The sequence below is a fragment of the Sedimentitalea xiamensis genome (genome assembly GCF_030164465.1).
Lineage (GTDB): Bacteria > Pseudomonadota > Alphaproteobacteria > Rhodobacterales > Rhodobacteraceae > Sedimentitalea > Sedimentitalea xiamensis.
This window is the reverse complement of record NZ_JASNJE010000005.1, coordinates 20,295-33,476: the sequence shown is the minus strand read 5'-3', so window position 1 is coordinate 33,476 and position 13,182 is coordinate 20,295. Positions and strand designations below refer to the sequence as shown.

The following is a 13,182-nucleotide window of genomic DNA, read 5'->3' as shown; positions in this document are numbered from 1 at the left end:
TCCCTGTCGACCAGACCGAAATTGGTCCAGCGCTTGTTTTTTAATGAGCGCTTCAGGCGTTCTCCCGCAGCGCGTGGTGGACGGCCCCCACGGAATCCAGCGTGTGCCGGTTCCCTGTCAGCATTCCACCCTCGTTGACCGTTGGACTGTTTTTCTGATCCCAGTCGTCATCCGTGACGAACCCCCGCGCTTTCGCGCGGAGAAACAGTTGCTCGGCCATGTTAAATTTCAAACTCGGGCAAGGCAGCTTGCCTGACTCTCCCGAGGCGTAGTCGTTATGTACAAATTTGAATGCGCAGGCCCCACCGCAGGCGGGCAGCAACTGGCAGCTGCCGCAGACGTCGTTCTCAAAGGGGGACCAATCGTTCCACATCGCTTCGGTTCCAGCATCTTTCCTGCGAGTATTACCCATAACGCTGCCGACGCGTAGGCTGGAATCCATTACCGTGTCCCAGCATTTGTGAAGGTCGCCATTGGGGACCACAACATAGCTGTTGGGCTTGACCGCCGTGCACAGCCCCAGGAAGCGGGGCACTTTTGGCAGCGCCATCAGCCCCTTTTCAAACGCCAGTTCCTGAAGCCGGCTTTCGACTTCGCCATAATCCGTTTTGGACAGGCAGTTGCCACAACCGCCGGCGTTTTCGGCGACGCTTTCCACCGGTGCGAAATAGACTGATACGCCGGTCCTGATCCCGAGCCCGTTCGCCTGCAGGATATCCAGCAGCGCGCGGGCTTCGGATTCGTTCTGCCCGTCGATGTTGACGCGCACCGAAACCTTCAGCAGCTTGCGGGCCGTCACCGCCTTGATGTTGTCCATAATTTTCTGGAACGTACCGCGTCCGCTGGTCAGATGGCGGCGCCCGTCATGCGCCGTCTGGTCGCCATCGATTGTGATCTGCACCCGCGCCACCCGCGCCTTGGCCAGCTTTTCGGCCACCGGAACCGTCATCTTGTAGCCGTTCGAGATCATCATCGAGGTGTATTTGATGCCATGAGCGTCGCAATAGGCGATCGCCTCGGCCGAAATGTCCCAGATCGCGTCCTGATCCATCAGAGGTTCGCCGCCATACCAGGTCAAATGAAAGCTCTTTTTGCCCTTGAGCCGGTCCAGAACGAAGGCCTTGGTCCGGGCGCGCACCTTGGGAGTCATCTTGGTCAGCGGCTTGTCCAGACCCTGAAAACAGTAATGGCAGCCAAAGTTGCAGGACAGGGTCGGCGCGATGGTCAGCATCATGTGGCTGTCGTTGTTGCGCAGGCCGTCATACCGGCTGCGCAGAACATCCAGTTCATCGGCATCCGCGTTCAGAACGTATCCGCCCTGCACGAAGCCCCGATACCGGGCCGCGAACGGCATCGACCCGGCCGCGCCGAGGTCTTGCCACAGGGCGAAATCCTCTGCGTCCCAGATCGAAAAAGACTGCGACATGGTGTTGTAGGCCAGATGGCGGTTCCCGTTCAGCGGAATCAGGATCGTGTAGCGTGACGGCTTGATCCAGGTCGTCGACCCCTGAAAATATTCGTTCTGAAATCGTCCGTCAGGCATAGGCCGGTTCCCTCCGTCGGGTTGCGAACAGGTAATGGATCAGCCCGGACAGCGCTGCGGATGCCGCCAGGAAATAAGCCGCATATGACCAGATCTCGCCATCCGTCAGCGCCAGCGACAGGATCCGGGAGAACATGACGATCGTCGCCCCGTGAATGATCGCGACGACTGCGATATTGGTACCGATCAGGCGCAACGTCAGGAAATACAGCGCCGCACCGGTCGCCATCATGGCAAAGGGCACGCCAGCCGGCAGCGAAAAAACGAACACCGACAATGCCGAGATCACATAGACCTGGCCACGGCTTTCACCGAAGGCCTTGATGACCGCCTCGCGAAAGAACAGCCCCTCGGCGAGCCCGACCAGCAGCGTCTGGATCAACGCCGCCTCCAGAACCGACATCGTCAGCCCGCTATCGACATTGATCTGCGTCCAGGCGAACCCGTAGACGACGGGTATCACCCACAGTAGCGGGCTGAGAAAAAGACCCAGGGCCGTCCGCGACCATGACCAGCTGTATTGTTCCCGGCCGTAGAGCGCGGAGCCGGACCGAAAAAGACAGGAAACGAGGTCGCCGCGCAAAATCAGAACCGCGCCCAGCCCGAGGGCGCCATAGATCGCTCTGGACATGTCGGAAGGAGAAAGCCCGAATACTCCGTGCCTCAACGTCTCGGAAAATGCGACCAGCGCAAAGAACGTTATGGCGAGCGCGACCTGCAAAATATTCCCCTAAAAAACAGGATACTTGAAAAAATATAGATAAAAGATGCCGTCCGGGGTCATGATTCGTAAAGGATTAATTGACCTAGCGTCAGCGCCGGCCTGTTGCCGCCGCCCCTATCCCAGCTTCTCGCTGCCGTGGCGAAGCTCGCTAGGGCGCTGACAACATGCGATTATCCCGGATACAGCGGAATGCCCCCCGCACTGCAGGCCCGCCGGAGCGACCCGGCCACATTTTTGTTAACCCTTCCGGTTCAGCGGGTTGTCCCGGCGCTTTGACTCCGGTTTTCCTGGCCAATCGCCGGGGATCCCGCGAGGACGCGAAGGTTCCCTCCCGATGATCGGGCTGGCGCACCGAGTCCGAACCGGCAGACCAGCGCATCGGGGAAATCCTCGCAGGGGACGACTTGACGCGGGCGCGGTATGGCGGTTCCTCTGGCGGTGGACATGGGGATTTGGCATTGTCCGGCTTCCAGGGAAAGGACTTTGGATGAGGACCCTCTATCTCGGCTTTTGCGCGCGGCTGGATCGCCTGACAGCGTTCGTCTGCGGCCTGGCTTGCGGAATTCTGATCCTGTCCGTTCTGGGCACCGTCGTCGCGCGCCTCGGGTTCGATGCCGGGCGGATCGAATTGCAGAATCTGGCCGGCTATGCCTTTGCCGTCCTGCTTGTCATGGCGGTGCCCTATACGCTCGCCCGCGACGGGCATGTGCGGGTCGAAGTCCTGTCCGAACGGCTTTCTCCCGGTTACCGGCATCGCGCGGACCTGGTTGCGCTGCTGCTTTTCCTGATCCCGGTATTCGGCTTGCTGGCCTGGGCCTTTCTTCCCGATCTCGCCTATAGCTGGTCGATCCGCGAAGGCGCTGTCGAAACCGGCGGACTCGGCGGGGTCTACCTGGTCAAGACCATGCTGCCCGTCGCGGCGGTCCTGACGACCCTGCAAGGCATCGCGGCGGCGCTGCGCGATCGGACCCTGGAGTCATGATCGTTCAGGAACTGTTTCTTTTCCTGATGCTCGTCAGCCTGTTCATGGGCATCCTCAGCGGGATTCCCGCCATGCTGGCCATTGCCGGGGTTCCGCTGGTCGTCGCGGTCATCGGCAGCCTGGTTGGCGCCTTCGACCTTGGCTTTCTCAAGTTTTTCTCCGCGCGGGTGTTCGGCGTCATGTCGAACCCGCTTCTGATGGCGGTGCCGCTTTTCGTATTCATGGGCGTCCTGCTGGAAAAATCCCGACTGGCCGAGGACATGCTGACGGTGCTGGCCCGCATGCTCGGCGGGTCGCCGCGCGGCATGGCCCTGTCGGTCCTGGCGTTTTCCACGATCATCGCCGCCTCGACCGGCATCATCGGGGCGACCGTGGTCATGCTAGTCCTGATCAGCCTGCCCGCGATGCGGGCGGCCGGCGTGTCAAAACGCCTGGCCAGCGGGATCATCTGCGCATCGGGAACCCTCGGTCAGATCATACCGCCGTCAATCCTGCTGGTGCTGCTGGGCGACCAGATCGGCAACGCCTATCTCGAAGCCCAGCAAAAGGCCGGGAATTTCGCACCCGACCCGGTGTCCGTGGGCGACCTTTTCGCCGGAGCCCTTCTGCCGGGCCTGCTGCTCGTGTCGCTCTACGCGCTGTTCATCCTGATCGCCCTGCGACCGCCTGCCATTCGCCCGCCCCGGACACCATCCGATGTCACGGCGAAGGAAGTGATCGCCAGTTTTCTGCCGCCCCTCCTGCTGATCCTGGCGGTGCTCGGTTCCATTCTGGCCGGGATTGCGACAACCACCGAAGCCGCCGGCCTGGGCGCGGTCGGAGCCTTGCTGCTGGCCGGGTACCGCAACAGCGGCGGCTGGACCCATCACGTCATACTGGCGGGGGGAGCGGCAGCGCTTGCGCTGGTTATCCTGTCGATGATCGGCGGAGCAGGAGTCTGGTTGGCCTCGCTCGTCGCCGCCGTGCTGATCGGACTGGGCACCGTCACCGCCGGCTGGCATCTCTGGTCGGCCAATGTGCTGCGTCCGGCCACGGCGGAAACCCTTCGCATTTCCGGCATGGTGTTCGGCATCATCATCGCGGCGTCCCTGCTGGCGCTGGTGTTCCGGGGGTTCGGCGGAGATCATATCGTCGCGGAGATGATGTCCGGGATGCCGGGGGGCACTTGGGGCGCGCTGGCGCTGGTCATGGGGCTGGTTTTCCTTCTGGGGTTCATGCTCGAAGCGGTGGAGATCATCTACATCGTCGTTCCGCTGCTGGGTCCGCCGATCCTTGGCACCGAACTGTCTCCGGTCTGGTTTGGCGTGCTTCTTGCCATGAACCTTCAGACCTCTTTCCTGACGCCGCCTTTCGGCTTCGCCCTGTTCTACTTCCGCTCGGCGGCCCCGCGCGATATATCCACGACCGACATCTATCTCGGGGTGGTTCCCTTCGTTATCCTGCAACTCGCGGCGCTTGGCATCCTGATTGCGGTGCCCGGACTGGCCACATGGCTGCCCCATCTGATTTTTCGTTGAACCAAAGGGAGATTCGACCCCATGAAACGCAGAACCTTCATCGCCGGCGCCGCCGGTCTGACCGCCGCGGCGGCGCCTCTGGCGAGTCCGGCCATCGCGCAGGGAAATATCCAGTGGAACCTGCCCACGGCCTTTCCCAAGAACGCGCCGGGCGTCGGCACCAACGTGACCGCCTTTGCCGATAAGGTCGCGGCCATGTCCGACGGCCGCCTGTCGTTCACGGTCTACGGCGGCGGCGAACTGGTTCCGCCCTTTGCCGTTGAAGACGCGGTGCAGGCCGGGAATGCCCCTGTCGGGCACGGGCCGACCTACTATGCCGCAGGCAAGAACCCTGCCCTGCACTGGTTCACCGCGGTGCCCTTCGGCATGACGGCAGGCGAACAGTTCGCCTGGCTGAAATGGGGCGGCGGTCAGGAAATCTGGGATGACATCTATGCGCAACGCGGCCTGAAGCCGTTTTATTCCGGCAACTCCGGCACCCAGTCCGCAGGCTGGTTCAAGACCGAAATCAACAGCGTCGCCGATCTCCAGGGCCTGAACATGCGCATCGCCGGTCTTGGCGGCGAAGTCTTCCGCAAACTCGGCGTCAATGCGGTCCTGATGCCGCCGCCGGAAATCTTCCAGGCGCTGCAATCGGGCGCGATCGACGCGGCGGAATGGGTCGGCCCGATGCTCGACCAGGCGTTCGGACTGCAAAAGATCACCAAGCTATGCTACATGCCGGCGATGACCGAACCCGGCGCCGGGCTGGCCATCGTGTTCAACAAGGATGCCTGGGACGAATTGCCGGCCGATCTTCAGGCGATCTGCGAAAACGCCGCCTATGCCTGCGCGCTGGAGAACCATGCCCAGTTCGACTATTTCAACGCGCAGGCGATGGTTTCCCTGGCCGCAGACGGCGTGCAGTTCAAGGCCTTCCCGGATGACGTGACCGCGGCTGCGCGCACGGCCTGGGGCGCGGTTCAGGACGAACTGACAGCGGCGAACGCCGACGTGGCCCGCGTGCGCGAAAGCTATGACGCCTCCCTGGCCTCCGCCCGGTCCTATGCAATGGCCATGACCCTGCCGATGCTGTCCGGACGGGGCTGATCGCAGGCAACACCCTGGCGGGCCGTCTCGCGGCGGCCCGCCAAGCGGAAACGGTCCCGGTTCGCTGCCGTTGCAGAGGCGCACGGTCACTTCGCCCCGGTCTTCTCGGCAACCTTGTCGGCGAAGGGATGGAACGCGTCTTCGACATGGAGGCGGCCCGGAGGCATGAAATTGGCAAAGCTGAGGTCTTCCGCGATGGCCCAGGCGGCGGACGGGCCGATGGCGGCGGCGGCGATCGAGCTGGTCAGACGCAAGGCGTCTCCTCCCTTGAATGGGGTTTGTGAGTGCGTTCGCGACGAAAGGACCGGGCGATCTGTCGCAGATCGCGGCAGAGTGGCGCCGACCCGACGCCGCCGAAAACGGATAAGATTGCGCTACAGGCCAGCTGCCGACCGCGCTGCGTCCCGTATCTTTCGCAACAATAGGTCCTGCCCGCGCGTCGGCAGCCAGCCGGCCCGAAGCGTCAGCCCGATGGGCCGGCCGGGCCAGTCGATACCGGTGTTCAAACGAACGAGCCGGGCATTTTCGATCACTGCATCGGCCTGCATACCCGAAATGCATCCAAGCAGATCTGTGCGCGCGAGAATCTCGCGCATCAACAGGATCGAACCGCATTCGATGATGCTCTCGGGGGGCGGCAAGCCGTGTTTCTTGAAGAGCGCATCGAACTGTGCGCGGGCCTGCGTGCCAACCCTGGGCACGACCCATGACTGGCGGTACAGCAATTCGACCGACAGCAAGCCCGCTCCGGCCAGAGGATGCCCCGGTCGCGCCAATACCGCCAGACGATCCTGAAACAACGGCTCTTGCACCACGTCATCGATTGGCAATGGATCGCGCAATGCACCGAACATGACGTCGATGTCGCCGCGCCGGAGCCCGCGCAAAAGGTCGTCATAGGGACCGTCCAGCACGACGACCCGTTGCGTCGGCCGTTCCATGCGGAACCGCGCCAGCGCCTCCGGCAGCACCACCGAGCGGGACAGCGGCAGCGATCCGACCACGATCCGGCCGACCTCACGCCCATCGAATTCGGCAAGATCGGCTTCGGCCTGCTCGAACTCCGAAAAAGCCAGCCGCGCCGCCTGGGCAATCTGCCGGCAAGCGCGCGTGGCGACCATGCCGAAGGAGGTCCGCTCGAACAACGCCTCCGCCGCCTCCTGTTCCATTCGGGCTATCGCCCGGTGCACGGTCGGCTGGGCAAGCCCGAGGTTGCGGGCCGCCAACGTGACATTCTGCGCCTCCGCCACGGCGATCAAAGCCTGTAGCTGCGGGGTTGTCGCAGTGACCGTCAGACGCGGCGCGACATCGGCAAGCGCCGAGTCGAGCCGGTGCATCGCGCGCCTCAGCCGCGCATCGAGCGCCGCGCCGCGCTCCGTCAGGAAGAATCCCCGGCGCGTGCGGTCGAACAGACTGCCACCGGCCTCGCGTTCCAGTTTCGACAGCGCCTGCGTGACGGCCGGTTGCGAGACCCGGCAACGACGGGCGGCCGCCGTCGGTGTGCCCAGTTCGGCAACCGCCAGAAAAACGCGAAAGTGCCGGAGGTTGCGCGTGATCATGGCGAGGCAATCGCCCGGTCGGGGCAGCCGGCATGGCCGCGGCCGCGCCGCCTGGGATCCGCCGCCGCCGTTCGGCAACCGGCGACGGTGCATCGCCCTGCCCTCCGCATTCCCGGTCCTTTCATCCGAAATCCATCCCGGACCGGACCGCGAAACGCGGATCGGCCGCCGGCCCATCATAGCAAATTCTTATCCTGCTGCACGTTCTTCCGAATTGTCTGAACCGCCAGCGGCGTGACACACATGGAGCAACACGAAGGCCCGGAGGCTCGGCCCATGTCCACACGAAAGACCGCTCTTGTCATTTCCGCGCACGCCGCCGACTTTGTCTGGCGCTGCGGCGGCGCGATCGCGCTGCATGCGGAAAAGGGATACCAGGTGACGGTCGCCTGCCTGTCCTTCGGCGAACGCGGCGAAAGCGCCCGGCTCTGGAAGGAAGGCAAGTCGCTCGACGAGGTCAAGACGATCCGCCGCGAAGAGGCGGAGGCGGCAGCGCAAGCGCTCGGCGTCCATCATCTGGAATGCTTCGATCTCGGCGACTATCCCCTGCACCTGGACCGGGAGGACAAGTTCCGCCTTGTGGATCTCATCCGAAAGGTGCAGCCGGCCTTCATGATGAGCCACTCGCAATGGGACCCCTACAACACCGACCATATGTACATGACGCAGGTGGCGCTGGAATGCCGCATGGTGGCGCAGGCCTGGGGCCACAACCCCGGCGAAAAGGTTCTCGGTGCGCCGCAGCTCTATCTCTTCGAGCCGCACCAGACCGAACAGATGGGCTGGAAGCCCGACACCTTCCTCGACATCACGCCGGTCTGGGACAGGAAGCGGGCGGCGATGGAGCACATGAACGGCCAGGTCCATCTCTGGGATTACTATACCCGCGTTGCCCAGCAGCGCGCCAACCATTTCAAGCGCAATTCCGGTGGCCAGTCCGGCGGGCGCGACTGCAAATTTGCCGAAGGATTCCAGTCGATCTTTCCGCGCACGGTCGATGAACTCTGACCCTGGCACCGGACACGGCCGGTCCTCGCGCAACCAAACACGGAGGAGACCCGATGACCCAGCCCACAAACCCCAGCTTCGATCTGGCGCATCTCGGGCATGTCGAAATGCTGACCGACAAATTCGATGAAAGCCTGGACTTCTTCACGCGAGTCTACGGACTCTCGCTGTCGGGCCGCGACGCGACCAGCGCCTATCTGCGCGCCTGGGACGACTATGAATTCCATTCACTGAAACTCACCCGCGCGGACACCACCGGCGTCGGCCATATCGGATACCGCGCGGCTTCGCCCGAGGCGCTGGAACGTCGTGTGATGGCGATCGAGGCGTCGGGTTACAAGACCCACGGCTGGACCGAAGGCGACCTGGGCCATGGCCGCGCCTTCCGGTTCGAAGACCCGTTCGGACATGTTTTCGAGATCTACTATGACACGAACCGGTACAAGGCAGAAGGCAGCGACGTAGCGGCGCTGAAAAACACCGCCTCCGCCTTTACCGGAGCCGCGCCGCGCCGGATCGATCATCTTAACCTGCTCAGTGAGAATGTGAGCGAATTCGGCCGTTTCATGGAAACCTGCCTTGGCAGCCGCGTGACCGAATTTATCGAACTCGACAACGGACGGATCGGCGGGTGCTGGTTCACCGTGAACAATAAGAGCTACGATCTGGCCTGCACCGAAGAACACGGCGGCGGCAACGGCCGCCTGCATCACGTCACCTATGCCACCGACCAGCGCGAGGATATCCTGCGCGCCGCCGATATCTTCCTTCAGAACGGCGTCCATATCGAAACCGGCCCGCACAAGCATGCGATCCAGGGCACATTCTTCCTCTATGTCTGGGAACCGGCGGGGAACCGCGTGGAACTGGCCAATGCCGGGGCGCGGCTGATCCTGGCCCCGGATTGGGAACCGGTGAAATGGACCGAGACCGACCGCAAGAAAGGCCAGGCCTGGGGTCTCAAGACCATCGAAAGCTTTCACACCCACGGAACGCCGCCAGTCAGGGCGGCGCAGACCGACGGCACGGCCTGAGGCGGAAAGGATGACGATCGAAAGGCTGCGGCAGGATCTGTCCCGGCAAGGAATGGATAGCGGGGCGATCCTGCGGGAGCCCCGTGGGGTCTGCGTCGCGAAGACGGTCTTTGCCGGGTGCCGCGAACGCGAACCGGATCTGCCTGCGAGCATTCCACGTTCCGCGAAAACCCGCTCGGAGACGTCACCAACACCGTCCTGAGGGACTTGCCGGCGCCGGTCCTTCCGGCGCACTGAAAACCGAAAGGAAACCGACATGGGAATCGTCCGACAGAATATCACCAGAGCCGCTCCCGGGATCATCGAGGGTCTGGCTCGCGCCGGTGTCGCAGCCGTGCACGAAGCGCAGGGCCGCAAGGGATGTCTCGCCTCCTGCATCCGTCCGATCTGGTCCGGCGCGCAGATCGCGGGTTCAGCCGTCACGATCAGCGCGCCACCGGGCGACAACTGGATGCTGCACGTCGCGATCGAACAGCTTCAGGACGGCGACATTCTGGTTCTGTCCCCGACCTCGCCCTGTGACAACGGTTACTTCGGGGATCTGCTGGCCACATCTGCCGTGGCGCGGGGCTGCAAGGGACTGGTGACCGATGCCGGTGTGCGGGACGTGCGGGACCTGACCGCAATGGGATTTCCGGTCTGGACAAGGGCGATCAGTGCACAGGGCACCGTCAAGGAATCCATCGGGTCGGTCAACGTCCCGATCGTTTGCGCCGGTCAGGCCATCGATGCCGGCGACGTGATCGTGGCCGACGACGACGGGGTCTGCGTCGTGCGACGCGATGCGGCGGAGACCGTTCTTGCGGCGGCGAAGGCGCGGATGGCGGCAGAAGACGCCAAGCGTGAACGGTTCGCCGCCGGTGAACTGGGCCTCGATATCTACGATATGCGGCCACGCCTCGCGGAGAAGGGATTGAAATATGTCTGACCTCCTTTCCGGAGGAGTCCGGTTGGCCGGAAACGCTCCGAAAGCGGACGCCCCGGATCGCGCCGGGTTCGGCGCGCGGGGCCGCTTTGACACGCCCGCCGGAACCGGCCGACCGGCCAGCCCCGGCGTTCCGACGACCATCGGGATATCGATCGAATGACCCATGACACTGACGGCATTCCCTGCCTGTGGATGCGGGGCGGAACCTCCAAGGGGGCGTATTTCCTTGCCTCCGATCTGCCGCCGGAGCGCGCGGCCATCGATGACCTTCTCCTGCGCGTCATGGGTTCTCCGGATCCGCGCCAGATCGACGGTATCGGCGGAGCGGACCCTCTGACCTCGAAAGTGGCGATCCTGTCGCCCCCCAGTCGAGACGATGCCGACGTGGACTACCTGTTCCTTCAGGTCTTCGTCGAACAGGCGCGCGTATCGGATGCGCAGGGTTGCGGCAACATTCTCGCAGGTGTCGGACCGGCAGCGATCGAACGGGGCCTCGTTTGCGTCACCGACCGGGAAACGGTGGTGCGCATCCACATGCGCAACACGGGCGAAGTGGCATCCGCGCGCATCTCGACGCCGGACGGGCGGGTGCGTTACGACGGTTCCGCGCGGATCGACGGGGTTCCGGGGACCCATGCCCCGATACCCCTGATGTTCGAAAACCTCGCCGGTTCCATGTGCGGTGCGCTGCTGCCCACCGGAAATCCGGTCGATGTCATCGATGGAGTCGCCTGCACGCTGATCGACAACGGCATGCCCTGCGTGATCCTGCGCGCCACCGATCTCGGCGTCACCGGCCGGGAGGATCGCGAAACGCTCGACGCCGACGATGGCTTGAAGGCGAGGCTTGAGAAGATCCGGCTGAAAGCGGGACCTTTGATGAACCTCGGCGACGTGACCGAAAAGAGCGTGCCGAAGATGACGCTCGTCGCCCCGCCGAATGCCGGGGGCGTCATCGCCACCCGGTCCTTCATCCCGCATCGATGCCACGCCACGATCGGAGTCTTCGCCGCGGTCAGCGTCGCGACGGCTTGCGTTCTGGAATCCGGCCCCGCCGCCGAGACCGCCGCCCTGCCCGACGACCGGATATTCGTGATCGAACATCCGTCCGGCGCCACCGAAGTGTTGGTCGAACGCGACGAAGCGGGCCGCGTCCTTCGTGCCGGAACCCTTCGCACCGCGCGCAAACTGTTCGACGGGCGGGTGTTTCCGCGACTGGCCGGGACTGAGTGAGACCCGTCACGGAATTTCGTCGTAGCGGAACCTGCGTGTCATTGTCTTGGTCAGGAACCGACAGCCGCCGCGGCCGCTGTTCTCCGGTGCCCATCCAACGCGTTCGCAGATCCAGGGTATGGCCCTGCAATGCCTCCGGGCGATGCCACGGTGATTGTTGACGGTCGCTACCGCTTTCCTGTTGGCGTTGACCAGATCGCGCGAGGGTCAGAGCGCCGGAACCAACAGGACAAGCGGCAGGAGCATTCCGGACAGCGCGATGGACAGGCCCATCGGAAACTCGGTCTGTGGCCGGAACGCGTGCCACGCGGTTTCCGGAGTTCCGAAAGCCGCCCGGAAGGTCAGGACCAGGGCGATCCCAGCGAGCATCGAAAACGCGAAGATGTAGGCGTAGATCGGCAACGCCGCGCTCGGCAGGAACAGCATCAGCGCCGCTAAGGCCTTGACGTCGCCGCCGCCCCAGAGTCCGAGCGCGAAGCCCGCGGTTCCCAGAACGAAGACCGACAGAGCAACGATGACGCGCGCTCCGATCTCGGAGGGCGGCAACAGAAAGGGCGCCGACAGCACGAAGATCGCGAGCATGGCAAGGACCAGCCGGTTGGAGATCCGGAGCCGCCGCAGGTCACCAATGGCCATGGCCGCCAGGAGCGGCGCAGACAGGACAAGCGGAATGAATTCCCCAATCTCAGGCGACATCGGCATCGTCCTCGTCTCTTGTCCCGCGCCGCGGCGCCGGGTTCAGCAGCAGGTGGATCAATTCGGGCTGCGACGCGGTGCCGGTCTTGGCGTAGATGTTGCGAAGGTGGGTGCGCAGGGTGGCCATCGTAATGGACAGCGCGGACAGGACTGACTGATTGTTCAGCCCGCGGCTCAGCAGCAGGCAGACGCGATATTCCGCCCGGCTGAGCCGACAGGGGTTTTCCATTGCCAGGATCGCCGCCCTTGCCGTGGGATGTGACCGGACCCGGCGCCGGGAGAGCAGCATGTCCGAAAACAGGCCAAGTGTACGGGCTTTCCAGCAATCGGCCAGAACCGGCCCGAGGAATTCCAGGTGCGACAGAAGCCCGGCTGAAACCGGGTCCCCGAAATGCAGTTCGAGAAAGTCGCCGCTGCTTCCCTGGCGGGCAAGCGGGATCACGACCGTTTCCGCCAGCCGGCGATGCCGGAAGACAAGGGCCAATGGGTCCCGGTCTCCGAAATCCTCCGCCGTCCCGCTCCAGACCGAGCCAGTGATTGCCGTTCCGATATTGTCCTTGCAGATGCCCCGCGCGAACGACATATCGAGCCGGCCGACATCCTCGGAATGATAGCGCCTTGCTTCGTGGCTGATCACGGTGGTCGCATCGCGCGCGCTCCTGAGATCGACACGGCAGATGGCGGTCGCCTCGGTCCCGAGCAGGCCGGTCATGCGCCGCAACGCCTCGGCCGGGGCGATGTTGCCCTGGGAGAGCTGACACATGATGGCGACGATCTCAAAAAGACCGGAAACCGATTTCGGGGCGGCACGGTAGGAATTGGGGCTCGGGTTGGCAGCACTCATGAACACAATCACTGATCCCTGGCGG

The 13,182-nt window shown here is 63.8% G+C and carries 14 protein-coding genes; 8 read left to right on the top strand and 6 right to left on the bottom strand.

Annotated elements, in window-relative coordinates; translation table 11 throughout:
* Positions 1–52 precede the first annotated feature (52 nt).
* Together QO034_RS05640 and QO034_RS05635 are read right to left on the bottom strand one after the other, a co-directional pair.
* The gene (locus tag QO034_RS05640; RefSeq protein ID WP_284484530.1) at positions 53–1,543 is read right to left on the bottom strand and encodes a radical SAM/SPASM domain-containing protein; all 1,491 of its coding nucleotides are present in this window, start codon (positions 1,541–1,543) and stop codon (positions 53–55) included.
* Complete coding sequence (locus QO034_RS05635; protein WP_284484529.1) at positions 1,536–2,264, bottom strand: CPBP family glutamic-type intramembrane protease; 729 nt, start codon at positions 2,262–2,264, stop codon at positions 1,536–1,538. The genes QO034_RS05640 and QO034_RS05635 overlap by 8 nt, the downstream gene beginning before the upstream one ends.
* Before the next feature lie 490 nt (positions 2,265–2,754).
* On the opposite strand from QO034_RS05635, the gene QO034_RS05630 reads away from it, so the two are divergent.
* From QO034_RS05630 to QO034_RS05620, 3 genes are read left to right on the top strand one after another with little or no spacing between them, the layout of a single operon-like run.
* On the top strand, positions 2,755–3,249 hold the full coding sequence (locus tag QO034_RS05630) for a TRAP transporter small permease subunit (RefSeq protein WP_284484528.1): 495 nt from the start codon (positions 2,755–2,757) through the stop codon (positions 3,247–3,249).
* Positions 3,246–4,766 carry a TRAP transporter large permease gene (locus QO034_RS05625; RefSeq protein WP_284484527.1) on the top strand — a complete coding sequence of 507 codons (1,521 nt, stop codon included), beginning with the start codon at positions 3,246–3,248 and terminating at the stop codon, positions 4,764–4,766. Before QO034_RS05630 ends, QO034_RS05625 begins: the two co-directional genes overlap by 4 nt.
* Positions 4,767–4,787: 21 nt before the next feature.
* Complete coding sequence (locus tag QO034_RS05620; RefSeq protein WP_284484526.1) at positions 4,788–5,855, top strand: TRAP transporter substrate-binding protein; 1,068 nt, start codon at positions 4,788–4,790, stop codon at positions 5,853–5,855.
* A gap of 86 nt (positions 5,856–5,941) precedes the next feature.
* Here the strand turns inward: QO034_RS05620 and QO034_RS05615 are convergent, their stop codons facing one another.
* Complete coding sequence (locus QO034_RS05615) at positions 5,942–6,109, bottom strand: hypothetical protein (protein ID WP_284484525.1); 168 nt, start codon at positions 6,107–6,109, stop codon at positions 5,942–5,944.
* Between the two features lie 120 nt (positions 6,110–6,229).
* A complete protein-coding gene (locus tag QO034_RS05610; RefSeq protein ID WP_284484524.1) occupies positions 6,230–7,414 on the bottom strand; it encodes a LysR family transcriptional regulator in 1,185 nt (394 codons plus the stop codon).
* 276 nt (positions 7,415–7,690) lie between these two features.
* Here QO034_RS05610 and QO034_RS05605 point away from each other — a divergent pair, with 276 nt between their 5' ends.
* The 5 genes from QO034_RS05605 (at position 7,691) to QO034_RS05585 (ending at position 11,617) form a co-directional block, all read left to right on the top strand.
* The gene (locus QO034_RS05605) at positions 7,691–8,422 is read left to right on the top strand and encodes a PIG-L deacetylase family protein (RefSeq protein WP_284484523.1); all 732 of its coding nucleotides are present in this window, start codon (positions 7,691–7,693) and stop codon (positions 8,420–8,422) included.
* 53 nt (positions 8,423–8,475) lie between these two features.
* On the top strand, positions 8,476–9,456 hold the full coding sequence (locus tag QO034_RS05600) for a VOC family protein (RefSeq protein ID WP_284484522.1): 981 nt from the start codon (positions 8,476–8,478) through the stop codon (positions 9,454–9,456).
* A 256-nt stretch (positions 9,457–9,712) separates the two neighbouring features.
* Positions 9,713–10,384, top strand: coding sequence for a 4-carboxy-4-hydroxy-2-oxoadipate aldolase/oxaloacetate decarboxylase (locus QO034_RS05595; RefSeq protein WP_284484521.1), 672 nt, complete (start codon positions 9,713–9,715; stop codon positions 10,382–10,384).
* Positions 10,377–10,544 (top strand): hypothetical protein, encoded by a 168-nt coding sequence (locus QO034_RS05590; protein WP_284484520.1) that lies wholly within the window; start codon positions 10,377–10,379, stop codon positions 10,542–10,544. Before QO034_RS05595 ends, QO034_RS05590 begins: the two co-directional genes overlap by 8 nt.
* Complete coding sequence (locus QO034_RS05585) at positions 10,541–11,617, top strand: 4-oxalomesaconate tautomerase (protein WP_284484519.1); 1,077 nt, start codon at positions 10,541–10,543, stop codon at positions 11,615–11,617. Before QO034_RS05590 ends, QO034_RS05585 begins: the two co-directional genes overlap by 4 nt.
* Before the next feature lie 207 nt (positions 11,618–11,824).
* Here the strand turns inward: QO034_RS05585 and QO034_RS05580 are convergent, their stop codons facing one another.
* Both QO034_RS05580 and QO034_RS05575 read right to left on the bottom strand, forming a co-directional pair.
* On the bottom strand, positions 11,825–12,313 hold the full coding sequence (locus QO034_RS05580; RefSeq protein WP_284484518.1) for an A24 family peptidase: 489 nt from the start codon (positions 12,311–12,313) through the stop codon (positions 11,825–11,827).
* Complete coding sequence (locus QO034_RS05575) at positions 12,303–13,157, bottom strand: helix-turn-helix transcriptional regulator (protein WP_284484517.1); 855 nt, start codon at positions 13,155–13,157, stop codon at positions 12,303–12,305. Before QO034_RS05575 ends, QO034_RS05580 begins: the two co-directional genes overlap by 11 nt.
* Positions 13,158–13,182: the final 25 nt, after the last annotated feature.